General features: G+C 40.4%; 24 protein-coding genes. 18 read left to right on the top strand and 6 right to left on the bottom strand.

All coding sequences use genetic code 11. The features are described from left to right. Nucleotides 1-72: 72 nt before the first annotated feature. The 13 genes from hisS to B7700_RS03960 all read left to right on the top strand — a co-directional run bounded on the left by hisS (nucleotide 73) and on the right by B7700_RS03960 (nucleotide 8,771). Complete coding sequence (gene hisS, locus B7700_RS04020) at nucleotides 73-1,353, top strand: histidine--tRNA ligase (RefSeq protein WP_000775866.1); 1,281 nt, start codon at nucleotides 73-75, stop codon at nucleotides 1,351-1,353. Then, complete coding sequence (locus tag B7700_RS04015; RefSeq protein ID WP_084887297.1) at nucleotides 1,353-1,820, top strand: hypothetical protein; 468 nt, start codon at nucleotides 1,353-1,355, stop codon at nucleotides 1,818-1,820. The genes hisS and B7700_RS04015 overlap by 1 nt, the downstream gene beginning before the upstream one ends. A gap of 9 nt (nucleotides 1,821-1,829) precedes the next feature. Beyond that, nucleotides 1,830-2,036: a helix-turn-helix transcriptional regulator gene (locus tag B7700_RS04010; RefSeq protein ID WP_001176233.1), complete on the top strand. Its 207-nt coding sequence runs from the start codon at nucleotides 1,830-1,832 to the stop codon at nucleotides 2,034-2,036. Continuing rightward, nucleotides 2,036-2,224 carry a hypothetical protein gene (locus B7700_RS04005; protein ID WP_045606587.1) on the top strand — a complete coding sequence of 63 codons (189 nt, stop codon included), beginning with the start codon at nucleotides 2,036-2,038 and terminating at the stop codon, nucleotides 2,222-2,224. Before B7700_RS04010 ends, B7700_RS04005 begins: the two co-directional genes overlap by 1 nt. Beyond that, nucleotides 2,211-2,408, top strand: a complete 198-nt coding sequence (locus tag B7700_RS04000) for a hypothetical protein (RefSeq protein ID WP_192855654.1) — start codon at nucleotides 2,211-2,213, stop codon at nucleotides 2,406-2,408. The genes B7700_RS04005 and B7700_RS04000 overlap by 14 nt, the downstream gene beginning before the upstream one ends. 2 nt (nucleotides 2,409-2,410) lie before the next feature. Further along, nucleotides 2,411-2,761 carry a PspC domain-containing protein gene (locus B7700_RS03995; protein ID WP_084887293.1) on the top strand — a complete coding sequence of 117 codons (351 nt, stop codon included), beginning with the start codon at nucleotides 2,411-2,413 and terminating at the stop codon, nucleotides 2,759-2,761. Nucleotides 2,762-2,774: 13 nt separating this feature from the next. Further along, nucleotides 2,775-3,509 (top strand): DUF3169 family protein, encoded by a 735-nt coding sequence (locus tag B7700_RS03990; protein WP_084887291.1) that lies wholly within the window; start codon nucleotides 2,775-2,777, stop codon nucleotides 3,507-3,509. 10 nt (nucleotides 3,510-3,519) lie between these two features. Continuing rightward, nucleotides 3,520-4,344, top strand: coding sequence for an ABC transporter ATP-binding protein (locus B7700_RS03985; protein ID WP_084887289.1), 825 nt, complete (start codon nucleotides 3,520-3,522; stop codon nucleotides 4,342-4,344). After that, on the top strand, nucleotides 4,337-5,035 hold the full coding sequence (locus B7700_RS03980; protein WP_020903388.1) for an ABC transporter permease: 699 nt from the start codon (nucleotides 4,337-4,339) through the stop codon (nucleotides 5,033-5,035). The genes B7700_RS03985 and B7700_RS03980 overlap by 8 nt, the downstream gene beginning before the upstream one ends. Before the next feature lie 9 nt (nucleotides 5,036-5,044). Next, nucleotides 5,045-5,686 carry a CPBP family intramembrane glutamic endopeptidase gene (locus B7700_RS03975; RefSeq protein ID WP_084887287.1) on the top strand — a complete coding sequence of 214 codons (642 nt, stop codon included), beginning with the start codon at nucleotides 5,045-5,047 and terminating at the stop codon, nucleotides 5,684-5,686. A gap of 17 nt (nucleotides 5,687-5,703) precedes the next feature. Further along, nucleotides 5,704-5,934 (top strand): hypothetical protein, encoded by a 231-nt coding sequence (locus B7700_RS03970; RefSeq protein ID WP_000832184.1) that lies wholly within the window; start codon nucleotides 5,704-5,706, stop codon nucleotides 5,932-5,934. Nucleotides 5,935-6,088: 154 nt separating this feature from the next. After that, nucleotides 6,089-7,852 carry an aspartate--tRNA ligase gene (gene aspS, locus B7700_RS03965; RefSeq protein ID WP_084887285.1) on the top strand — a complete coding sequence of 588 codons (1,764 nt, stop codon included), beginning with the start codon at nucleotides 6,089-6,091 and terminating at the stop codon, nucleotides 7,850-7,852. Beyond that, complete coding sequence (locus tag B7700_RS03960) at nucleotides 7,830-8,771, top strand: YitT family protein (protein WP_024057518.1); 942 nt, start codon at nucleotides 7,830-7,832, stop codon at nucleotides 8,769-8,771. The genes aspS and B7700_RS03960 overlap by 23 nt, the downstream gene beginning before the upstream one ends. A 29-nt stretch (nucleotides 8,772-8,800) precedes the next feature. Here the strand turns inward: B7700_RS03960 and B7700_RS03955 are convergent, their stop codons facing one another. The 5 genes from B7700_RS03955 to B7700_RS03935 all read right to left on the bottom strand — a co-directional run bounded on the left by B7700_RS03955 (nucleotide 8,801) and on the right by B7700_RS03935 (nucleotide 14,248). Next, entirely contained in the window at nucleotides 8,801-9,787 is a 987-nt protein-coding gene (locus B7700_RS03955; RefSeq protein ID WP_001145419.1) for a LacI family DNA-binding transcriptional regulator, read from the bottom strand. Between the two features lie 9 nt (nucleotides 9,788-9,796). Further along, entirely contained in the window at nucleotides 9,797-10,597 is an 801-nt protein-coding gene (locus tag B7700_RS03950) for a DUF1189 domain-containing protein (RefSeq protein ID WP_020903392.1), read from the bottom strand. A gap of 132 nt (nucleotides 10,598-10,729) precedes the next feature. Next, complete coding sequence (locus B7700_RS03945) at nucleotides 10,730-11,572, bottom strand: sugar ABC transporter permease (RefSeq protein ID WP_001065642.1); 843 nt, start codon at nucleotides 11,570-11,572, stop codon at nucleotides 10,730-10,732. 1 nt (nucleotide 11,573) lies between these two features. Next, nucleotides 11,574-12,866, bottom strand: coding sequence for a sugar ABC transporter permease (locus B7700_RS03940; protein WP_031237127.1), 1,293 nt, complete (start codon nucleotides 12,864-12,866; stop codon nucleotides 11,574-11,576). A gap of 110 nt (nucleotides 12,867-12,976) precedes the next feature. After that, complete coding sequence (locus B7700_RS03935) at nucleotides 12,977-14,248, bottom strand: extracellular solute-binding protein (protein ID WP_023947615.1); 1,272 nt, start codon at nucleotides 14,246-14,248, stop codon at nucleotides 12,977-12,979. A 479-nt stretch (nucleotides 14,249-14,727) separates the two neighbouring features. Between B7700_RS03935 and malQ the strand changes: the two genes are divergently transcribed. From malQ to B7700_RS11280, 3 genes are all read left to right on the top strand, one after another. After that, on the top strand, nucleotides 14,728-16,245 hold the full coding sequence (malQ, locus tag B7700_RS03930) for a 4-alpha-glucanotransferase (protein ID WP_000747274.1): 1,518 nt from the start codon (nucleotides 14,728-14,730) through the stop codon (nucleotides 16,243-16,245). A gap of 25 nt (nucleotides 16,246-16,270) precedes the next feature. Further along, nucleotides 16,271-18,529, top strand: a complete 2,259-nt coding sequence (glgP, locus tag B7700_RS03925; RefSeq protein WP_045610939.1) for a glycogen/starch/alpha-glucan family phosphorylase — start codon at nucleotides 16,271-16,273, stop codon at nucleotides 18,527-18,529. Between the two features lie 350 nt (nucleotides 18,530-18,879). Then, a complete protein-coding gene (locus B7700_RS11280) occupies nucleotides 18,880-19,086 on the top strand; it encodes a hypothetical protein (RefSeq protein WP_000265676.1) in 207 nt (68 codons plus the stop codon). A gap of 105 nt (nucleotides 19,087-19,191) precedes the next feature. Here B7700_RS11280 and B7700_RS03910 read toward each other — a convergent pair whose 3' ends face one another. Further along, nucleotides 19,192-20,040, bottom strand: coding sequence for a putative RNA methyltransferase (locus B7700_RS03910; RefSeq protein WP_084887284.1), 849 nt, complete (start codon nucleotides 20,038-20,040; stop codon nucleotides 19,192-19,194). 257 nt (nucleotides 20,041-20,297) lie between these two features. On the opposite strand from B7700_RS03910, the gene B7700_RS03905 reads away from it, so the two are divergent. Both B7700_RS03905 and B7700_RS03900 read left to right on the top strand, forming a co-directional pair. After that, nucleotides 20,298-20,576 (top strand): DUF6110 family protein, encoded by a 279-nt coding sequence (locus B7700_RS03905; protein WP_004258701.1) that lies wholly within the window; start codon nucleotides 20,298-20,300, stop codon nucleotides 20,574-20,576. A 1-nt stretch (nucleotide 20,577) separates the two neighbouring features. After that, nucleotides 20,578-22,638, top strand: coding sequence for a heavy metal translocating P-type ATPase (locus B7700_RS03900; RefSeq protein WP_084887282.1), 2,061 nt, complete (start codon nucleotides 20,578-20,580; stop codon nucleotides 22,636-22,638). The last annotated feature ends 18 nt before the right edge of the window (nucleotides 22,639-22,656 follow it).

The raw sequence follows: 22,656 nt of genomic DNA, 5'->3' as shown, positions 1-22,656 counted from the left end.
AATTTTATTCATACTGTTTTAATCCCTCTATTTATGGTAAAATAAGACTATTAAGTTTAAAGAGGATTCCCTATGAAATTACAAAAACCAAAAGGAACGCAGGATATTTTACCTGCTGAGTCTGCCAAATGGCAGTACGTTGAGGGCTTTGCCCGTGAGATTTTCAAGCGCTATAACTATGCGGAAGTGCGCACACCTATTTTTGAGCACTATGAGGTCATCAGCCGCTCTGTCGGAGATACAACCGATATCGTAACCAAGGAAATGTACGATTTCTATGATAAGGGTGACCGTCATATCACACTTCGTCCAGAAGGAACTGCGCCCGTTGTCCGTTCCTATGTGGAAAATAAACTCTTCGCACCAGAAGTGCAAAAGCCAAGTAAGTTCTACTATATGGGCCCTATGTTCCGCTATGAGCGTCCACAGGCAGGACGTTTGCGCCAGTTCCACCAGATTGGTGTTGAGTGCTTTGGCTCTAGTAATCCAGCTACCGATGTGGAAACCATCGCTATGGCAGCTCATTTCTTGAAAGAAATCGGCATCCAAGGTGTCAAATTGCACCTCAACACGCTTGGAAATCCTGAGAGCCGTGCGGCTTATCGTCAGGCCTTGATTGACTATTTGACACCGCTTAAGGAGACTTTATCTAAGGATAGCCAACGCCGTTTGGAGGAAAATCCTCTCCGTGTCTTGGACTCTAAGGAAAAAGAAGACAAGGTAGCAGTAGAGAATGCGCCTTCTATCTTGGACTTCCTTGATGAAGAAAGCCAAGCACACTTTGATGCTGTGCGTCAGATGTTGGAAAATCTTGGAGTAGACTATATCATCGATACCAATATGGTGCGTGGTCTGGACTACTACAACCACACCATTTTCGAGTTTATCACTGAGATTGAGGGCAATGACCTGACAGTCTGTGCGGGTGGTCGTTACGATGGTTTGGTTTCTTACTTTGGAGGCCCGGAAACTGCTGGATTTGGTTTTGGACTTGGTGTAGAGCGCCTGCTTCTCATTCTTGAAAAGCAAGGTGTTGCTCTTCCTATCGAAAACGCCCTAGATGTCTATATCGCAGTCTTGGGTGATGGAGCAAATGTAAAAGCCCTAGAACTAGTCCAAGCTCTTCGCCAACAAGGTTTCAAAGCAGAGCGTGATTACCTTAACCGTAAACTCAAAGCTCAGTTCAAGTCAGCTGATGTCTTTGCGGCTAAGACCCTCATCACCCTAGGAGAGAGCGAAGTCGAAAGCGGACAAGTGACGGTCAAGAACAACCAAACCCGAGAAGAAGTGCAAGTGTCACTTGAGACAATCAGTCAAAACTTCTCAGAAATCTTTGAAAAATTAGGCTTTTAATAGTAGATAAACTGGTCAGGACCTTACTCCTGACCTTTTTCTTTTGCAAAATGACAAAAATCATAAACTTTTTGACAAATATGCTTGTCAAAAAGAAAAAGATGTGTTACAATAAATTCAAGTTAAGAAATAGGAACCAGAAAGGAGCTATGATGTGGATACTAGGATTTATACTATTTCTGATTTTCTTTTATTCTAATGATTCTAAAAAAATCAAGAAACTAGAGAATAAAATCAAAAAGCTTGAGCGAAAAGAGAAAGGAAACGCAGAAATGTCGAGATTATTACAAGAAATGATTAGAAAGAAACCAATTATAACAGGAGCGTATATTGGGCCAGATAACTGGGAAGTTGTGGATGTCGATGAGGAATGGGTCAAACTACGTAGTGTTGATAAAAAGGGGAAAGAAAAAGTCAAGTTGCAACGTATTGAGGATATCCAAACCGTTGAATTTGACGGAGAGTAGGTGTGTAACATGCAACTAAAAAATCGTCTAAAAGAGCTTCGGGCTCGCGATGGTCTCAATCAAACCGAACTGGCCAAGTTGGCAGAAGTTTCGAGGCAGACCATTAGCCTATTAGAACGGGACGAATACACCCCGTCAGTTGTGATTGCCTTGAAAATATCTCAGATTTTCAACGAAACAGTCGAATCGGTATTTCGCTTGGAGGAGGATGAGTGATGAACATGTATAGAGTGGTTTATTTTATGAGTGTTCTTGCCCTTATTGTGAATGCATTTGCTATGATTGGAACATTACTGGGTTGGTTCTATTTTGTTGAAAGTAAGTATTTGTTTTGGATTAACTTAGTCCTCTTGTCCATTTTCAATCGGTTGAAGAAAAAGGAGAAAGATGATGAACAAGTATAAAGTGATTTATTATGTAGTTGCCATAGCTCTATTAGTCAGCGTATTTCTACTGATTGGGATAGACTTAGGCTGGTTTAGTCCCTATCAAAGTAACAAATTTGTTTGGGCCTATTTTGTCCTCATACCAGTAATTGAATGGATTGAAAAGAAATCAAAAAATCTAGCAAGTGAAAAAGGAGAATGAATATGAAAGAGTTTTTAGCAGGTTTTCAAGTAGATACTGAGAACAAAGAACTTGCAGGTGTCTGTGCAGGTTTAGGAAATTATTTTAATATCAAGACTAACGTCATCCGTTTAGTAGCAATTTTGCTGTTTCTTTGGTCAACAGAGTTTGGGATTTTAACAGTCATCCTATATGCTTATCTAGCAGGCTGGCTTGGGAGAGATCCTTTAGGAGAAGGGGCGAAAAAAGCAAGAAACCAAGCTATTCTCTTGTTTGCTGTTTGTTTGATTTTAGTATCACTTGGAACAGAGGGTTTGGCAGCAATTTATGAATCAGGTAAAGCCTTTGGTCAGTGGTTAGTTGGATTGGTTTAGAAAGAGGTTGAATATGAAAAAGAAACGTGGATTGTTATTTTTAATGTCTATTGTCTTGGGAGGTTTCTTGGGCATGTTTGTAGGGATGTTTAAGGCACGTGCTGAATCCCACGCAATTATGTTAGATGTAAAAATTTTGATACCATGGATATCAGCTATTTGTTTAGTATTAGGTTTCATTAGCATTCTTTTGACTTTCAATTTCCTAAAGAAAAGCAGAAAATTTCACTCCTTGTATCAAGAGGAAATGGAGGATGATCTGAATGAAACCTATTATGTGCAGATGTATCGGAATCTCGAGTTTGGAACTATTGCTTTTAATAGTGCAAGCGTAGCGATTTTATTGGCTCTCTTCATTTCAGGAAGTGAAGTAATTGTACTCGATATAAGCCATATAACCTTATCCCTTTCCTTTTTGGGATTAGTGTTAGTTTTAAATGCTCAAAAATATCTTTTTAAGACCATTGCGATTGTTCGTCAGTTTGATTTAGTATTTTTCTCTACACCAAAGGATATCTTGGACCATTTCGATTCTTATGATGAAGGGGAGCGCAAGGCTAATTTGGAACAGAGTTTTCGGATTTTATTCCAATTAAATAACTATGTCTTGCCAGCTTTGTACTTTCTGATTGCTCTCTTTTCCTTACTGACAGGAGAGATTCAGTTACTAGCCTTCTTGCTTGTAGGAGCTATCCATGTTTATATCAATGTGATGCAGTTACCTATGGTGAAACGTTATTTTAAATAAAGGAGTTTCTATGATTCGTGTTGAAAATGTAAGCAAAAGTTTTGGGAGCAAAAAAGCTCTTCATCAGATTTCTTTTGAGATTAAGGAGGGTGAAATCTTTGGTTTTCTTGGCCCTTCTGGCTCAGGTAAAACAACCATGATCAATGTCTTAACAGGACAGTTGGCTGCAGATCAAGGTAAAACAGTTTTGTTAGGCAAGAATTCTCAAGATTTAACCTCAAATGATTTGGAACAAATTGGTATTGTTAGTGATGGCAGTGGTTTTTATGAAAAGATGAGTCTTTATAAAAATCTTCTCATCTATGCTAAGTTATATGGCCTCAAGGCAGATAGAGTAGTTCAGGTGCTTCAACAGGTTGGATTGGCAGATGCTAAAGATATTATTGCAGAAAAGTTATCTACTGGAATGAAACAACGAATGTTCTTGGCTCGTGCCCTTCTGAATGCTCCTAAGATTCTCTTTCTAGATGAGCCAACCAGTGGCTTAGACCCTACAACATCTAAGATGATTCATACCCTACTTCAAGAATTAAAGCAGGCGGGGACAACTATCTTTCTGACCACGCATGATATGCATGAAGCAACTCTGCTTTGTGATCGCTTATCTCTTTTGAATAAGGGTAACCTAATAGAGTATGGAAGTCCGCAAGATATCATCCAGAAGTACCATGTGGATAAGAAAGTACGTGTGGTTTATAACGACGGACGAGAACAGATAGTTCCATTTGATGAATTACCACATTTAGACACGACAGATTTGATGGTGGTTCACTCTTGTGAGCCAACTTTAGAAGAAATCTTTATCAGATTGACAGGAGAAAAGTTAGATGTTTAGAAAATTAAATGCCCTACTATGGTTAAGATTACAAGTTCTTATCAGCAATTCAACTTTGTTGGCGACTCTATTGTTGCCTTTTGGACTGGCTGTTCTATATAATGAGTTCTTAAACAAGAGTGGAGAATTGAGTACGTATTTCCTTTCTATGAGTTTGACGATGGTCTTGAGCATGGGAAGTGGTTATATGGTATCGATTATGATGGCAGAAGATAAGGAAAAGCGCAATCTTAAATCACTCATCCTAAGTGGTGTGACAGCAACAGAATATACTTTCAGTATGCTCATTCTCCCTCTGTTGATTATGTTGCTTGGAATGATTTTACTACCAATCTATTTTAAAGTGGATGTATCAGGTTACTTATTGGCCTATGTTATCTATTTGGTCTTAGCAGCTATTAGTGTTATTTTTCTCAACCTTCTAATCGGTGCAGTGTCAGATACTCAGTCTAAAGCGCAAGTTTATAGTATGTTTCCTGTGTTTATCGTCTCTTTTTTACCCATGATTGCTCTTCAAAATGATACGGTTCAGAAAGTGTTGGATTACTCTTTTATTGGTCCAATTGTAAATCTTTTAAATAAAAAAGGTGGGGAAATATCTTTTTCTAATATTGGTATGTTACTTGCCTGGGTACTTGTGTTAGGAATAGCGAACCTCTTTGTATTGAAAAATAGCTATAAAGCAAGATAGGAGATTTATATGAAACTACTTAAAAACCTCGGCTGGTTTCTTCTAGCCATTCTATCTTTTCTGGTTATCTATGGGACCGTTCAAAGTGGGGCTGTAGAAGCTTTGAAACTGGGCGCTTCGCCCTATGCTACTACCTTGCTTTATGTGGCCTTGGCTGGAGTATATGTGTACGTCATTTATAAATGGTACCAGAAAGCTCCTGTTCATATTGAGAAGAGTGGCTTTAACCGATTTATTTGGCTCCCTGCCTTGGTTTGGTTCTTATCTCTGGTTGTCCAGTTTTTCTTGCCAAATGATCCTTCAGTAAATCAACAAACAGCGATAGACTTGACCTTGTCTCAACCCCTTTTCTCATTCTTTGCGGTCGTTATTTTTGCTCCTTTGACGGAAGAGCTTATCTTTAGAGGGATGTTGGCACGCTATCTCTTTCCTAAGCAGGACAATAGTAAACAAACTCTGCTTTTCCTTCTGGTAACAAGTGTTCTATTTGCCTTGATTCATTTCCCAGGAACTTTGCAACAGTTTTTGGTTTATGCTAGTCTAGGATTGAGTTTGGGGCTGGCTTATGTAAGTCGAAAAGGTCTTCTTTACAGCATTTCTCTTCACGCTTTGAATAATTTAGTCGGCTTTTTGATGATACTCATGCTATAATAGAGTCAGGAGGTCACATGAAACGAGTAATTTTATTAGCAGTGATTCAAGCAGTTGTTCTATTTTTCATCATTGGGGCGCTAGCTTATGCCTTTAAGGGCGATTTCTTCTACAACTATCTAGCAGTCGTCTTTGCCCCTATTGCAGGTGTCTTGCGCTTTGGGACAGCTTACACAACGGAAATTGTCTTGCCTAGAAAGGCAGCTGAAATCGCTGAAAAGCGTAAAGCAGGCAAAAATTCAAAATAAAAGAGTCCGGTGAATTTCATCGGATTTTTGTATGGGTGTTAATTTTTAGAGTCTTCACTTGATTTTTAAGGTCAGGCAAACTTTTCTGATGATTTTCATGAAGAGCCTGCGCTTTTATGGTAAAATAGTAACAGAATAAAAGAGGAGAGAAAACATGAAACGTAGTATGTATGCTGGTCGTGTTCGTGAGGAACACATCGGACAAGAAATAACCTTGAAAGGATGGGTTGGCCGTCGTCGTGACCTTGGTGGTTTGATCTTTATCGATCTTCGTGACCGTGAAGGAATCATGCAGTTGGTTATCAACCCTGAAAAAGTATCTGCAGAGGTCATGGCAACAGCTGAAAGCCTTCGTAGCGAATTTGTCATCGAGGTGACAGGTCAGGTTGCTGCGCGTGAGCAAGCCAATGATAAGTTGCCAACTGGTGCAGTTGAGTTAAACGTGACAGCTCTGACAGTGCTTAATACAGCTAAGACAACCCCATTTGAGATTAAGGATGGCATTGAGGCCAATGACGATACACGTTTGCGTTACCGTTACCTTGACCTTCGTCGTCCAGAAATGTTGGAAAATCTTAAACTTCGTGCTAAGGTGACCCACTCTATCCGCAACTACTTGGATGAGTTGGAGTTTATCGATGTGGAGACACCATTCCTTTCTAAGTCAACGCCTGAAGGGGCGCGTGACTATTTGGTGCCATCTCGTGTTAATAAAGGGCATTTTTACGCGCTTCCTCAAAGTCCACAAATCACTAAGCAGTTATTGATGAATGCTGGTTTTGACCGTTACTATCAAATCGTTAAATGTTTCCGTGACGAGGACTTGCGTGGTGACCGCCAGCCTGAGTTCACTCAGGTCGACTTGGAAACATCTTTCCTTACTGAGCAAGAAATCCAAGATATCACAGAAGGATTGATTGCGCGTGTCATGAAGGAAACCAAAGGCATCGAAGTAACGCTGCCATTCCCTCGTATGAAATACGATGATGCGATGGCTCTTTATGGTTCTGATAAACCTGATACTCGTTTTGACATGTTGCTTCAGGACTTGACAGAAGTGGTCAAAGGTGTAGACTTTAAAGTCTTTTCTGAAGCACCTGCTGTAAAAGCAATTGTAGTCAAAGGAGCTGCGGACAACTATTCACGTAAAGATATCGACAAGATGACGGAAGTAGCCAAACAGTACGGTGCCAAAGGTCTTGCTTGGGTCAAGGTTGTTGATGGAGAATTAAACGGACCAGTTGCTAAGTTCTTGACAGGCATCCAAGCAGAATTGACAACAGCGCTTGCACTTGAAGATAAGGACCTCGTTCTCTTTGTGGCGGATACGCTTGAAGTGGCCAATGCAACTCTTGGTGCCCTTCGTGGACGTATTGCCAAAGAGCTTGGCTTGATTGATAACGATAAATTCAACTTCCTTTGGGTAGTTGACTGGCCAATGTTTGAATGGTCTGAAGAAGAAGGCCGCTACATGAGCGCCCACCATCCGTTCACCCTTCCACAGGAAGAGACAGCTCACGAACTAGAAGGTGATTTGGCTAAGGTTCGTGCCATTGCTTACGATATCGTCTTGAACGGTTATGAGCTTGGTGGTGGTAGCCTTCGTATCAATCAAAAAGACCTTCAAGAACGCATGTTCAAGGCTCTTGGTTTCTCAGCCGAAGAAGCAAATGACCAGTTTGGCTTCCTTCTTGAGGCCATGGACTATGGTTTCCCACCACACGGTGGCTTGGCTATCGGGCTTGACCGATTTGTCATGCTCTTAGCAGGAGAAGAAAATATCCGTGAAGTCATTGCCTTTCCTAAGAACAACAAGGCAACTGACCCAATGACACAAGCTCCTTCAACAGTAGCTCTCAAACAACTAGAGGAACTCAGCTTACAAGTAGAAGAAGATGAAACAAGCAAAACGAATTAAGCGGTGGCGCTATTATCTGCGCCGCTTTGCTCATCAGATAAAAATTTTACGTGTCTTACAAAGCATCTCTCGCGAAAAATATGATGAGAAGATTTCGGCCTCTCTGGTCTATGGATTTTTATCAGCAGTAGCGGTCAATTTCTTTTTCCAACCAGGTCATGTGTATTCGAGTGGTGCGACAGGTCTGGCACAGATTATCTCTGCCTTGAGTAATCACTGGTTTGGTTTTCATATCCCGATTTCGTTGACCTTCTATGCCATTAATTTCCCTTTGATGGTCTTGGCTTGGTATCAAATTGGGCATAAGTTCACCGTCTTTACCTTTATAACGGTATCCATGAGTTCCTTCTTTATCCAGTTTGTCCCTGTGGCGACCTTGACGGAGGATCCCATTATCAATGCCCTTTTTGGGGGTGTTGTCATGGGCTTGGGGATTGGTTTTGCTCTTCGAAACAATATCTCCAGTGGTGGGACGGATATCGTCAGCCTGACTATTCGCAAGAAAACGGGTAAGAATGTTGGTAGTATTTCTTTCTTGGTAAATGGGACCATCATGCTGATAGCAGGCTTGACCTTTGGTTGGGAATACGCTCTCTACTCTATGATTACCATCTTTGTCTCTAGCCGTGTCACAGACGCTGTCTTTACCAAGCAAAAACGGATGCAGGCCATGATTGTGACCAATCATCCAGAGAAGGTAATTGAAAAAATCCATAAAAAATTGCACCGCGGTGCAACCATGATCCACGATGCAGAAGGAACCTATAATCACGAAAGAAAGGCAGTTTTAATCACTGTCATTACACGTGCAGAGTTTAATGAATTTAAACAGATTATGAAACAGGTGGATCCAAGCGCCTTTGTCTCTGTCTCGGAGAATGTTCATATTTTGGGACGGTTCGTTGAAACAGATAATTAGTGATCAAAAAAACCAGCTCGAGCTGGTTTTTATTTTTCGATAATTTTGTGGGCAATCAACTGGCGATAACAAATTTGTTTATTGCTTTTAGCATCATTGATGATCTGGAGAATAGTTTCAAAGGAAACACGACCAAGCTCCAAACTATTGATATCGACATAGGCTGCCAAGTTGAGCTTGGGATTGACTGAGTCGAAGCTGAGGACAGGGACATCCAGTTGGTGTTTTGCGATGTAATCACAGACCCCTGCAGCAAGGAGACTATCAATGGTAATAATAGCGTCAATATTTGGATCGTGTTTGAAGAGAAGTCTACTAAAGCGATAACCATTATCTTCAAGAAATTCAGTAGCAAAGTAAGTCAGATTAGTATCGAGAGGAAGTTGGTATTGTTTTAGAGCTAGCTCGTAACCTGTCAGACGGTCTTGTGTTACGAAGAGTCGCTTAGTACCTCCGATAAAGGCAATTCGCTTGCATCCTTTTTTGATGAAATACTCTGTCGCATCAAAACCAGCTTGGACATTGTCATTATCGACAAGTGGAATGAAGGGAGATAGAGATTTACCTAAGATAAGGAAAGGAAATTGCTCGTCTGCTACTAACTTAACCAAAGGGTCCTCTTCTTGGGCATAGAGGAAAATCAAACCATCTACACGCTTACCATAGACCATCTGAGAAATAGCTTTAAGACGCTCTTTGGCATCTTTACCTGTCGCGATCTGAATGGCGTAGTGGTTTTCAGAGGCGACTTGGGCGATACCACGGAGGACAGATGGGAAGAAAGGATTTTGATAGAAGGCGTCTGAGTCGTCAGGAAGCACCAAGCCGATAACTTGGGTATAACTGCTTACCAAACTACGAGCGTTGAGGTTGGGGTGGTAATTGAGCTCCTTCATAGCCTTACGAACACGTTTTTTTGTTTCGTCGCTAATGGTTGATTTGTTTTGAATAACACGGGTTACGGTTGAAGGTGAAACACCAGCAGCCTTGGCCACGTCTTTAATCGTAACGGGCATAAAAATCTCCTATTTATGGTAATCTGGATCACGGAAATGCGTTTTATAAAAGATAGTGACCAGATACAGAACAAAAAGAATGTTTTGTACAGTGATGAGGTTTGACATATTTTGGCCAAAGAGTCCCAAAATAAGTGTAATCAGAGTTGGTAATCCTAAACAGTTCAAGATAAAATGGTAGCACTCTTTAAAGGTCCTAAATGAAAAGAGGCGTGATTTCTTAGTGATATAAAGGAGAAGACTCGCTCCTAGAGAGACGATAAAGAAATTCAAACCAAAGAGGAAGCTCGCACCGAGAACTAGAAAGAGACTGATATAGACACGATTCTGCTGGTACCAGTCTTTAGAAATGGCTTGGGTCAAGCTGTCTTTACTTTTGAAACTCTCAGTCTCAATCGCTCGGTAAGAGACACGGGTCAGTTCTTTACTTTCTTTGCTGATGACGAGCTCATTCGTATCGAAATGCAGTTGCAAGTCCTTAGGTAATTCCTTGCTTTGACTTGGACCGATCACAATAGAAGGCTCTTGACTAGCTGTTCCAGTATAAGTTAATTTGCCATCAACAATTGTAGCGTGTTCAGAGAGATCCTGTACAACCTTATCTGTCAATGGTTCATAGACATTATCGATAAAGGTTTCTAGCGGATAAGTCTCCTGCGAGCTGTTTTGGATGGCAATAGGTACCATAGATAAGCTGATAAGGAAGATACTGGTAAAGAGAAGTTGGAACCAGTTGAGTCCGAAACGTTTGGACAGGGGCTTACGAAATCCCCAAATACTTGAAAAATAGGAAAATGGATATGGAAGCATAGGTATCTTTCTAAAAGGTGTTTTCTATATGAGTATTATATAGAGAAATGTGCTTTATTTCAAGTCTAGGGGATAAATTGCTTGTTGTTAGTATATATTTTGTAGCAATAAGAAAAGGGTGGCGGGGATATATTATCCCTTGTCGCCACCACTTGTAAGTCCTGAAACAAAGTTCTTTTGTAGGAAGAAGAAGAGAATACAGATTGGAAGGGCGATGAGGATAGCACCTGCTGAGAAGTAGGCAATCTTCAAGTTCTTCGCATTGTTGACGAAGGTTTGGAGACCAACGGCAACAGTAAAGTATTCTTTCTCACGAAGCAAGAAACTAGAGAGGATGTAGTCCCCGAAAGGTCCCATGAAGGCCCAGAGAGCTTGTACGGCAACCATTGGGCGAACAAGTGGAAGAACAATTTGCCAGAAGCGACGGAAGTGTCCTGCACCGTCTAGTTTTGCAGATTCGTCTAGAGACATTGGCACTGTATCGAAGTAGCCTTTCATGAGCCAAGCATTCATCGGGATACCACCACCAACGTATAGGAAGATGAGGAACCAGCTGTGGTTAAGGGCGTTCAACATAAGCGCCATAACGAAGAAGGCTGTCAAAGCGGCCATGGTTGGCACCATTTGGATAATCAAGAAGAAGACCAAACTTTGTTTACGAGCCAAGAAGTTGTAACGGCTGTAGGCATAACCAGCAAGTACGATGATACTTGTTTGAACCGCCATGGTAACCAAGGCGATGATCAAGGTATTGAGATACCAAGTACCGTATAGAGTTTCAGTAAAGAGTCCTTTAAAGTTATCAAAATTGAAGTCGATGTTAGTATCAAGTTTAAAGGCTGCGACGTTACCTGCTTTAAAGGCTGACATGATGGTAATCAACAGTGGATAGATAATCACGATTGATAGACCAATCAAGTAGAGGTAAGTAAGGGTTTGAGTCAGTCTACGTTTGAGTTTAATTGAGTTATTCATCTTAGACGTCCTCCATATCAAATGCGTGTAGTTTCTTGAATGCGATCATAGAGATTGAGATGACAATGATAGAGATAATCAAGGTAACAGCAGCCGCCATTGAGTATTGAGGAGATGTACCTGTTGTCAAACGGTAGATCCATGAGATCAAGATATCAGTTGAACCAGCTCCCCCTCCGACACTACCAGGACCTCCACCATTGAAGAGGTACATGATAGAGAAGTTGTTAAAGTTGAAGGTGTATTGGCTAATCAAAGTAGGTGCAGCAACAGCCAAGATCATTGGGAAAGTGATGTTGCGGAATTTTTGCCAAGCATTAGCACCGTCAATATAAGCTGCTTCGTAAAGGTCGTTAGGAATAGATTGCAAGATACCCAAGGTCAAAACGTAGATATATGGGAATCCAAGCCAACCTTGCATCATAATCAAGGCAATCTTAGTCCAAGTTGGGTCTGTTTTCCAAGGAATAAGAGCACCATCAAGGAAAGGAAGGAATTTAGCCAAGATTGGCAATACTTGAGTGTTGATAGCACCAACACTATCGTTAAACATGTTTGAGAATGTCAGGATAGTGATGAAGGCTGGGACAGCCCAAGGAAGAAGGAAAATAACACCGAAGATACGTTTTCCTTTGATAAATGGTTGGTTAGCAATGATAGCTGTGAAGATACCAATGACGATCTGTAAAGTTGAGGCAGATAAAGCCCAGATGATAGTCCAAGAAAGGACGGCACCAAAGGCAGAACGGAAGGTACTCAAGCTCCAAATGTTTGTAAAGTTGGTCAAACCAACCCAGTCCAACAATTTGTTTGGTGGCAAGTGTTGGAAGTCGTAGTTGGTAAAGGCGATCATCAAGGTTACGATAACTGGGAAGATAATCGCAAAAGTCATGGCAATGTAAGATGGAATGATTAAGAGGTAAGGGAAGCCATTTTCATAGATTCCTTTGACCATTTCTTTAAAGGTAAGTGCTACTGGTATGCCATTGTTAATGTGTTTGGCAGTTGTATGTGCGTCTTTGATATTTGCGAAATAAAAGAGTACATAAACAACTACAAAGATTAAATGGAAGGCACCACGAATCAGCATAAAGAGGGAATTATCACGACCTGGTTTGTCACCAAGAGTGATGAGATTGCTCAATTCAGGGGCTGCAAGTGCTAGGAAGTAAAGGACGAATACGATGGTTACACCAAGGAAGATAAAACCTTTGGCTTTTTGTTTATTGTAAATCTGTCCTAACCCAGGAATGATAGACAGCAGAGCTGCTTTACTAGGTTGTTGCTTTTCCATAATAACTCCTTTCATAGGATACTGGTTTCTAATTAAAACCTAAACTATATATGTTTTTGATTGATAAATTCAAAGGGGGATTTGATTTCCACCCCCCTTGAACAAATTTTTTATTCACCAAATTTTTGTTTGATTGTTTCTTTGATCAATGTTACAGCGTCGTTAGCAGCTGTTTTCGCATCTTTCTTACCACTTACAGCATCAAAGAGCATAGTTTTCGCTGGATCCCAAACTGCAGACATTTGAGAGATGTTTGGCATTGGTTGAGCGTTCTTGAACTGTTTGATAACAGCTGTTGTCAACTCATCATTTTTACCTTCAGCATATGTACGAGCTTCAGTGTTAGCTGGGATTTCGTTAGTTGTATCGTAGAAGGCTTTTTGTTCTTCAGTTGAAACAAGGAAGTCTACAAATTTTTGAGCGCCTTCAAGGTTCTTAGTGCTTGATGGGATGATCCAAGCTTTACCACCACCGAATGCAGCATATTCTTTTCCATTTGGAAGAGTTGGGATAGTTGCAACACCGTAGTTTACTTTAGCATCTTTAAAGGCTTGAGCTTTCCAAGGTCCGTCGATGATAGCAGCTGTTTTACCTTCTTGGAATTGAGTTTGGATTAAGTTGCCAGCACCTTCAGTATCTTGCATACCTTTAGGCCATTTTTCATACCAAGATTTAGCGTAGTTGATACCTGCGATAGAACCGTCGTTTGCAAGACCGATATCTTTGGCGTCTTTACCGTTTTGTCCGAATACGTAAGCACCGTTACCAGCAAGAAGTCCATATGCATAGTAGAAGTTTGTCCAGTCAGCTAGGAAAGCAGAAGTTTTTCCATCTTCTCCAGCGAAGGCATATTTGCTATCTTTAGCAAGGTTTTCTAAGTCAGCAAAAGTTTTTGGAGCTTCTTTTACCAAGTCTTTGTTGTAGTACATAACAAGTGACTCGATAACAGCAGGAGCACCGTAAACTTTACCATCAGCAGCTGTTACAAGAGATTTAGTTTTATCATCTGTTTTAGCGCCGTCGCTCAATTTAACTTCTGAAAGTTGTCCGTCAGTACCAAGGCTACCTACACGGTCGTATGGAGCCATCATAACGTCAGCAGCTTGACCTGATTGGTTGTCAAGAGAAAGTTTGTCAAGCCCACCCATTTGGTCTCCTGTTTTGATGGTAACTTTTACGCCAGCTTCTTTTTCGTAAGCTTTTGCAGCTGATTCAGCAAAGGCTTTATATTGGTCTTCAACGTAGAAAGTGAGTTCTTTCGCTTCAGATGAACCAGAATCAGCAGGTTTATCAGCAGTTTTGCTTCCGCAAGCTACCAAAAGCAAGCTAGCAAGTGTAGCAGTTCCAAGCACAGCAGCGCTCTTCATGAATTTAGATGACATAGTGTATTCCTCCTAAAGAATAACAAATTTTATAATGAGGAAACGCAAACGTTTTCCTTTATGGGACTAGTATAGCACAATCGGAAAGCGGTTGCAAGTGTTTTTTGTAAAAATTTTTTAAAAAATTGTGAAAAAAAGTAAACGCTTCATCATCATATAATAGTAGAAAATCCCAAAAATTGGTTTTGTTTTAAATTTAAAAAAAGTTGAGAAAACGATTGCCTAATTTACAAATGGAAAGCAGAGAGGATTCTCACTTTATTTTTGCTTAATAAGGTAAGTGAAACCCTTATTCCTATTTTGTTTGTTTCCTGAAAGGATATATATACAAGTAAGAAGAAAAAATTTAAAAAAAATAATCAAAAAAGTTATTTAAAACCGCTTGCATTTATCAAGAAAATAAGCTATACTAGTAATAGCGCAAACGTTTGCGTTCATAAAAATGTAATATCTAACTATAAACACATGAGGTGCTTATTATGAAAAAACGTCAAAGTGGTGTGTTGATGCACATTTCTTCTCTTCCAGGAGCATACGGAATCGGATCATTTGGTAAAAGTGCTTACGACTTCGTTGATTTCTTGGTTCGCACAAAACAACGTTACTGGCAAATCCTTCCACTAGGAACAACTAGTTACGGAGACTCTCCTTACCAATCTTTCTCAGCCTTCGCAGGGAACACTCATTTTATCGATTTAGATATCTTGGTGGAACAAGGCTTGTTGCAAGCAAGTGACCTTGAAGGGGTTGACTTTGGTAGTGATGCGTCTGAAGTTGATTATGCGAAAATCTACTATGCACGTCGTCCTCTTTTAGAAAAAGCGGTAAAACGTTTCTTGGAAGTAGGAGATGTTAAGGATTTTGAGAAATTCGCTCAAGACAACCAATCATGGCTTGAACTCTTTGCAGAGTATATGGCTATCAAAGAGCATTTTGACAATCTTGCTTGGACTGAATGGCCAGATGCAGATGCTCGTGCTCGTAAAGCTTCAGCACTTGAAAGCTACCGTGAGCAATTGGCAGACAAGTTGGTTTACCACCGTGTGACTCAATACTTCTTCTTCCAACAATGGTTGAAATTGAAAGCTTACGCTAACGACAACCACATCGAAATCGTTGGAGACATGCCAATCTATGTAGCGGAAGATTCAAGCGATATGTGGGCAAATCCACATCTCTTCAAGACAGATGTCAACGGTAAGGCGACTTGCATCGCAGGATGCCCACCAGATGAGTTTTCTGCAACTGGTCAGCTTTGGGGTAACCCAATCTATGACTGGGAAGCAATGGACAAAGACGGCTACAAATGGTGGATTGAACGCTTGCGTGAAAGCTTCAAAATCTACGACATCGTTCGTATCGACCACTTCCGTGGTTTCGAATCTTACTGGGAAATCCCTGCTGGTTCCGATACAGCAGCACCTGGTGAGTGGGTGAAAGGTCCTGGCTACAAGCTTTTTGCAGCCGTTAAGGAAGAGCTTGGTGAGCTAAACATCATCGCAGAAGACCTTGGTTTCATGACAGACGAAGTTATCGAATTGCGTGAACGTACTGGCTTCCCAGGAATGAAGATTCTTCAATTTGCTTTCAACCCAGAAGACGAAAGCATCGATAGCCCACACTTGGCACCTGCTAACTCAGTTATGTACACAGGAACACACGATAACAATACGGTCCTTGGTTGGTACCGTAACGAGATCGATGATGCGACTCGTGAATACATGGCTCGCTACACTAACCGTAAAGAATACGAAACAGTGCCACATGCTATGCTTCGTACAGTCTTTTCATCAGTTAGCTTCATGGCAATTGCAACTATGCAAGATTTGCTAGAATTGGATGAGGCAGCTCGTATGAACTTCCCATCTACCCTTGGTGGAAACTGGTCTTGGCGTATGACTGAAGATCAATTGACACCAGCTGTCGAGGAAGGCTTGCTTGACTTGACAACAATCTATCGCCGAATCAATGAAAATTTGGTAGAATTAAAGAAATAATACAATATCAGGAGACACCTTAAACATGTTATCACTACAAGAATTTGTACAAAATCGTTACAATAAAACCATTGCAGAATGTAGCAATGAAGAGCTTTACCTGGCTCTTCTTAACTACAGCAAGCTTGCAAGTAGTCAAAAACCAGTTAACACTGGTAAGAAAAAAGTTTACTACATCTCAGCTGAGTTCTTGATTGGTAAACTTTTGTCAAACAACTTGATCAATCTTGGTCTTTACGACGATGTTAAAAAAGAACTTGCAGCTGCAGGTAAAGACTTGATCGAAGTTGAAGAAGTTGAATTGGAACCATCTCTTGGTAATGGTGGTTTGGGACGTTTGGCTGCCTGCTTTATCGATTCAATTGCTACTCTTGGTTTGAACGGTGACGGTGTTGGTCTTAACTACCACTACGGTCTTTTCCAACAAGTTCTTAAAAATAACCAACAAGAAACAATTCCAAACGCATGGTTGACAGAGCAAAACTGGTTGGTTCGCTCAAGCCGTAGCTACCAAGTGCCATTTGCTCACTTCACATTGACATCAACTCTTTACGATATCGATGTACCTGGTTACAAGACAGAAACTAAGAACCGCTTGCGTTTGTTTGATTTGGATTCAGTTGATTCTTCAATCATTAAAGACGGTATCAACTTTGACAAGACAGATATCGCTCGCAACTTGACTCTTTTCCTTTACCCAGATGATAGTGACCGTCAAGGTGAATTGCTCCGTATCTTCCAACAATACTTCATGGTTTCAAACGGTGCGCAATTGATCATCGACGAAGCAATCGAAAAAGGAAGCAACTTGCATGACCTTGCTGATTACGCAGTTGTCCAAATCAACGATACTCACCCATCAATGGTCATCCCTGAATTGATCCGTCTTTTGACTGCTCGTGGTATCGATCTTGATGAAGCAATCTCAATCGTTCGTAGCATGACTGCCTACACTAACCACACAATCCTTGCTGAAGCCCTTGAAAAATGGCCTCTTGAATTCTTGCAAGAAGTGGTTCCTCACTTGGTACCAATCATCGAAGAATTGGACCGTCGTGTGAAAGCAGAAGTGAAAGATCCAGCTGTTCAAATTATTGACGAGAGTGGACGTGTTCACATGGCTCACATGGATATCCACTACGGATACAGTGTTAACGGAGTAGCAGCACTTCACACTGAAATCTTGAAGAACTCTGAGTTGAAAGCTTTCTACGACCTTTACCCAGAAAAATTCAACAACAAAACAAACGGTATCACTTTCCGTCGTTGGCTCATGCATGCTAACCCAAGCTTGTCTCACTACTTGGATGAGATTCTTGGAGAAGGTTGGCACCATGAAGCAGATGAGCTTGAAAAACTCTTGTCTTATGAAGACAAAGCAGCTGTCAAAGAAAAATTGGAAAGCATCAAGGCTCACAACAAACGTAAATTGGCTCGTCACTTGAAAGAACACCAAGGTGTGGAAATCAATCCAAACTCTATCTTTGATATCCAAATCAAACGTCTTCACGAGTACAAACGCCAACAAATGAACGCTTTGTACGTAATCCACAAATATCTTGACATCAAAGCTGGGAACATCCCTGCTCGCCCAATCACAATCTTCTTTGGTGGTAAAGCAGCTCCAGCCTACACAATTGCTCAAGACATCATCCACTTGATCCTTTGCATGTCAGAAGTTATTGCTAACGATCCAGCAGTAGCTCCACACCTGCAAGTAGTTATGGTTGAAAACTACAACGTTACTGCAGCAAGCTTCCTTATCCCAGCATGTGATATCTCAGAACAAATCTCACTTGCTTCTAAAGAAGCTTCAGGTACTGGTAACATGAAATTCATGTTGAACGGAGCTTTGACACTTGGTACTATGGACGGTGCTAACGTGGAAATCGCTGAGTTGGTTGGCGACGAAAACATCTACATCTTTGGTGAAGATTCAGAAACTGTTATCGACCTTTACGCAAAAGCAGCTTACAAATCAAGCGAATTCTACGCCCGTAAAGCTATCAAACCATTGGTTGACTTCATCGTTAGCGATGCAGTTCTTGCAGCTGGAAACAAAGAGCGCTTGGAACGTCTTTACAAGGAATTGATCAACAAAGACTGGTTCATGACTCTTCTTGACTTGGAAGACTACATCAAAGTCAAAGAGCAAATGTTGGCTGACTACGAAGACCGTGACGCATGGTTGGATAAAGTTATCGTTAACATTTCTAAAGCAGGATTCTTCTCATCTGACCGTACAATCGCTCAGTATAACGAAGATATCTGGCACTTGAATTAATACTCTTCGAAAATCTCTTCAAACCACGTCAGCGTTGCCTTGCCGTACTCAAGTACAGCCTGCGGCTAGCTTCCTAGTTTGCTCTTTGATTTTCATTGAGTATAAGATACAAGATTTAGACTAATACACTTTCCTATAAAGCGAATTTCGATTGAAATTCGCTTTTTTGAATGCTATGGATTTGAGCCAATCTTGTCTTAAAAAGAGAGAAATCATAGACACATTGAACGTTTAAAAAGTTGGTTTTACTGTCTTTCAACCTCATGCTTCTTCGTAGTTGATTACCTCATATCTCTTGTATTCACTTACACAAAGTATTATAATATGATTGTAGGAAAGAAGGTGTTCTTATGTGGAAAAAATATTTTTCAAAATATAAATGGACTGATTTATTTTGGATTTTATTTGTTATTTTAACATGCCTCTTGGCGGGTAATAGTAATCTTTACCCCCTTACCCATCAAGAAATCTCTTATCATGGGTGCTTATCGGGAATTACACTTGCCTTATTTCACTTGCTATTTATTGATAAGTTTTTTATTTCGAATCGAAAATAAATGGAGAAGCTAAAAGCTTTAAATGTTTTAGACTTTTGGGATAGATAGTTTAAAAATTGAAATTTAAAACCGCAGATCTTCTTGAAATGCGGTTTTTTGTGTCAATTATAGTTCTCTCCCAACCAAAATCTCTGCTTCAATGGTAATCTCTGTCAGTTGGCTCCAGTCAATCTTGCTCTGGTCGATGTGAAAGAGGAGAGGAGTCATACTGAGTAGGGCTTGGAGCTGCTTTGCTGTGATAGACTGGGTTAGTGAGGCAGTTTGACTAGATAGGATGGTAAAGTGATCTTGGAAATGATTTTTGATATCTTGGTTGGAATAGTCCTTGTTTGTCAGCTGGTCTTGTACCTTCTGACGGATTTCCTTGAGGTGATTTTTAGTTGGAATAACCTTTATCAAGATACCGTCTTTGGATAAAACGCGACGAAATTCTCCATAGTTGGCAGGTGAGAAGATATCAAGCAGGATATCCATACTGGCGTCTTTTATAGGAAGTCGTGCCAAGTCACCAACGAACCAATTGACTGCCCAGTTGGGTTCGCTCTTGGCAGCGATTTGGACGGAATCTTTGGAAATGTCGAAGGCATAGAAGGTTTTGTCAGGATGGCTTTCTTGGAGTTTACGAGAATAGAATCCTTCGCCACAACCGATATCTAAAATTGTTTTGGCATTTTTTGAGTTTGAAAGTAAATCAGAGACGACCTCTAGAATAGCCTGATAAAAGCCGGCTTCTAGGATTTGTTGACGGTTTTGAAAATTTTCCTTGTCGTAGTTAGCAGATTGCTTGATTTGCGGTGCCAGATTGACATAGCCGAATTTCGCCAAGTCAAAAGAATGGCGATTGCTACATTTGAGACTACTCTCTACCAGAGTCAGATTTTCTTGACAGATAGGACAGGCAAAGGTAGTCGCAGAAGCAAAACGCTGAAGTTTGGGTTTGAGATTTGTATTCATAGTTTAAGTGTATCAAAAGAGGCAAATGAAAGCAACTTTAGGAATAAGTAGATGGGAGATTCAGTAGAAATAAAACTAATACTCTTCGAAAATCAAATTCAAACCACGTCAACGTCGCCTTGCCGTACTCAAGTACAGCCTGCGGCTAGTTTCCTAGTTTGCTCTTTGATTTTCATTGAGTATAATTCTCCAATTTATGAAATGACATTGCTTTTATATCTAAATTGCTATATAATAATGATAAGGAGGAAATAAGTATGTTAAAAGAAGTACTAACCGTTGCAAAAGTTGCGAAAAAATCATCACTCTTTTTGGGTGGTGTCGCATTTGGTACCCTTGGTTTGAAAATCTTGGCAAGTAAGGAAGCTAAAAAAGGTTATTCTAAAGCTTTGGCTAAGGCTTACAAGTTGAAAGACGGGCTAGATGCATCTGTTTCTGTTATGAAACAACATGGAGACGATGTCTTGCAAGATGCCAAATATTTGTACGAGCAAGAGAAAAAAGAAGAGCAATTAGATAGCCTTATAGGAGAATAATATGTCTTTTAAAGTGCTACATAGAGGATACCAACATATCCGACTATCATCTTCTTTTTCACTCACCTTGGATATTCAAGACTATCTTCGTTCCTTGGCGAGAGATGAAAAGGGAATTGAGTCTATCCAGTTTTACATGGATCAACAGCACTTTACTCTACGCATAAAAGAAGGCTTTTCTGTATTAGATAATGCAGAAGCCTTTTTAAAAAGAATTGATAAAGGGAAAGTTTCTGAGTTGATGACTCTTCCCATTCGTAGAGAAGAGAGTGCTTATTCTATTGTTTCAGGTGCAGCGATTAAGCGTATACTTTTTCGTAGTTTTGTGCCGTACCCTATTCGCTATATATGGACTTGTTATCAGGCTTTTGGCTATATTAGAGAAGCCTATCAAACACTAGCGCGTAAGGAACTAACGATGGAGGTCTTGGACTGTTCGGCGATTTTATTGTCCTTGTTTATGAACCAATCCAAGACAGCTAGCAATATCATGTTTATGCTTGATTTGGGGAATCATTTAGATCAGTGGTCCTTGAAAAAAACTGCAACAGATTTAGAACAAAGCCTTCTTGCAAAAGAGAGCGATGTATTTCTAGTACAGGGGGATACGGTTGTTAGTATCAAGAGTTCCGATGTTCAAATAGGAGATGTCTTGGTCCTATCTCAAGGAAATGAAATTCTGTTTGATGGACAAGTAGTTTCAGGTTTAGGTATGGTCAACGAAAGTTCCTTGACAGGAGAGAGTTTTCCAGTTGAAAAAAGAGAGTCTGATTTGGTTTGTGCAAATACAGTATTGGAAACTGGAGAGTTACGCATTCGTGTAACCGATAATCAGATGAACAGCCGGATTTTACAGCTGATTGAGTTGATGAAGAAATCTGAAGAAAACAAGAAAACGAAACAACGCTATTTCATCAAGATGGCGGATAAGGTCGTCAAATATAATTTCTTGGGGGCTGGTCTGACTTACCTATTAACAGGTTCTTTTTCTAAGGCTATTTCTTTCCTATTGGTCGATTTCTCCTGCGCTTTGAAAATCTCTACTCCTGTAGCTTATTTGACAGCTATCAAGGAGGGGTTGAACCGTGAAATGGTGATTAAGGATGGGGATGTTCTGGAGAAATATCTGGAAGTTGATACTTTCTTGTTTGATAAGACGGGAACAATCACAACTAGCTATCCTATAGTTGAAAAGGTGTTACCTTTTGGGGACTATAGTGAGGAAGATATTCTCAGAATCAGTGCCTGTCTTGAGGAACACATTTATCATCCTATTGCTAATGCCATCGTCAAGCAAGCTGAGATAGAGGGGATTGAACATGAGGAAATGCATGGGAAACTCCAATATATCGCAAGCAAGGGGATCAAATCTCATATAGATGGGCAACCAGTTCTTATTGGGAATTATGTTTTGATGCAGGATGAGCAAATTCATATCAGTTCAGAACAAAATGCTTTAATTGAAGAGTACAAGAGTCACTATAATCTCTTATTCTTGGCTTATCAGAATGAATTGATTGGAATGTTCTGCATTCATACTCCTTTGAGAAAAGAAGCAAAAGCAGCCTTGGAGAAACTTAAGGCACAAGGGAAAAAATTGATTCTGGCAACAGGGGACACCTTGGTTAGAACAGAGGAATTAGTCAAAGATTTGCCCTTTGATCAGGTCTATACAGACTTGAAACCTGATGGAAAATTTGAGTTAGTAGAGGAACTGCAGAAAGCAGGTCACACTATTTTGATGGTTGGAGATGGCTTGAATGACTCAGCGGCTCTAACCCTATCAGATATCGGTGTGGTGATGAATGAGAGTGCAGATATTTCTAAGCAGATGAGTGATATCTTATTGTTAGATAATCGCTTGGATTTCTTCCAAGAGTTGGATTCGCTATCATCATCTTTGCAAACACTCATCAAGAAGAATATTCAAGATACCGTTGTCGTAAATAGTAGTTTGATTGGCTTTGGCTTGTTTAATTGGCTCAGTCCTTCAAATCTCTCTATCTTACATAATCTAACAACCTTACGTATTGTACTGCGTAGCCTGTCTATTAAGGGATAGGTGGGGACTATTAACAGC

This window comes from Streptococcus mitis, assembly GCF_002096755.1.
GTDB lineage: Bacteria > Bacillota > Bacilli > Lactobacillales > Streptococcaceae > Streptococcus > Streptococcus mitis_AC.
The sequence above is the reverse complement of the archived record's forward strand: the minus strand, read 5'-3'. Positions and strand labels throughout refer to the sequence as shown.

What these genes read in the sequence shown, in the direction of transcription:
- B7700_RS03950 (WP_020903392.1), bottom strand. Translation starts at nt 10,597, where the DNA reads ATGCTTCCATATCCATTTTCCTATTTTTCAAGTATTTGGGGATTTCGT.
- B7700_RS03905 (WP_004258701.1), top strand. Translation starts at nt 20,298, where the DNA reads ATGTTAAAAGAAGTACTAACCGTTGCAAAAGTTGCGAAAAAATCATCA.
- B7700_RS04005 (WP_045606587.1), top strand. Translation starts at nt 2,036, where the DNA reads ATGAACATGTATAGAGTGGTTTATTTTATGAGTGTTCTTGCCCTTATT.
- B7700_RS03935 (WP_023947615.1), bottom strand. Translation starts at nt 14,248, where the DNA reads ATGTCATCTAAATTCATGAAGAGCGCTGCTGTGCTTGGAACTGCTACA.
- B7700_RS03960 (WP_024057518.1), top strand. Translation starts at nt 7,830, where the DNA reads ATGAAACAAGCAAAACGAATTAAGCGGTGGCGCTATTATCTGCGCCGC.
- B7700_RS03945 (WP_001065642.1), bottom strand. Translation starts at nt 11,572, where the DNA reads ATGAATAACTCAATTAAACTCAAACGTAGACTGACTCAAACCCTTACT.
- B7700_RS03980 (WP_020903388.1), top strand. Translation starts at nt 4,337, where the DNA reads ATGTTTAGAAAATTAAATGCCCTACTATGGTTAAGATTACAAGTTCTT.
- B7700_RS03995 (WP_084887293.1), top strand. Translation starts at nt 2,411, where the DNA reads ATGAAAGAGTTTTTAGCAGGTTTTCAAGTAGATACTGAGAACAAAGAA.
- B7700_RS03985 (WP_084887289.1), top strand. Translation starts at nt 3,520, where the DNA reads ATGATTCGTGTTGAAAATGTAAGCAAAAGTTTTGGGAGCAAAAAAGCT.
- B7700_RS03975 (WP_084887287.1), top strand. Translation starts at nt 5,045, where the DNA reads ATGAAACTACTTAAAAACCTCGGCTGGTTTCTTCTAGCCATTCTATCT.
- malQ (WP_000747274.1), top strand. Translation starts at nt 14,728, where the DNA reads ATGAAAAAACGTCAAAGTGGTGTGTTGATGCACATTTCTTCTCTTCCA.
- glgP (WP_045610939.1), top strand. Translation starts at nt 16,271, where the DNA reads ATGTTATCACTACAAGAATTTGTACAAAATCGTTACAATAAAACCATT.
- hisS (WP_000775866.1), top strand. Translation starts at nt 73, where the DNA reads ATGAAATTACAAAAACCAAAAGGAACGCAGGATATTTTACCTGCTGAG.
- B7700_RS04010 (WP_001176233.1), top strand. Translation starts at nt 1,830, where the DNA reads ATGCAACTAAAAAATCGTCTAAAAGAGCTTCGGGCTCGCGATGGTCTC.
- B7700_RS03970 (WP_000832184.1), top strand. Translation starts at nt 5,704, where the DNA reads ATGAAACGAGTAATTTTATTAGCAGTGATTCAAGCAGTTGTTCTATTT.
- B7700_RS03955 (WP_001145419.1), bottom strand. Translation starts at nt 9,787, where the DNA reads ATGCCCGTTACGATTAAAGACGTGGCCAAGGCTGCTGGTGTTTCACCT.
- B7700_RS03940 (WP_031237127.1), bottom strand. Translation starts at nt 12,866, where the DNA reads ATGGAAAAGCAACAACCTAGTAAAGCAGCTCTGCTGTCTATCATTCCT.
- B7700_RS03990 (WP_084887291.1), top strand. Translation starts at nt 2,775, where the DNA reads ATGAAAAAGAAACGTGGATTGTTATTTTTAATGTCTATTGTCTTGGGA.
- B7700_RS03900 (WP_084887282.1), top strand. Translation starts at nt 20,578, where the DNA reads ATGTCTTTTAAAGTGCTACATAGAGGATACCAACATATCCGACTATCA.
- aspS (WP_084887285.1), top strand. Translation starts at nt 6,089, where the DNA reads ATGAAACGTAGTATGTATGCTGGTCGTGTTCGTGAGGAACACATCGGA.
- B7700_RS04000 (WP_192855654.1), top strand. Translation starts at nt 2,211, where the DNA reads ATGAACAAGTATAAAGTGATTTATTATGTAGTTGCCATAGCTCTATTA.
- B7700_RS11280 (WP_000265676.1), top strand. Translation starts at nt 18,880, where the DNA reads ATGTGGAAAAAATATTTTTCAAAATATAAATGGACTGATTTATTTTGG.
- B7700_RS03910 (WP_084887284.1), bottom strand. Translation starts at nt 20,040, where the DNA reads ATGAATACAAATCTCAAACCCAAACTTCAGCGTTTTGCTTCTGCGACT.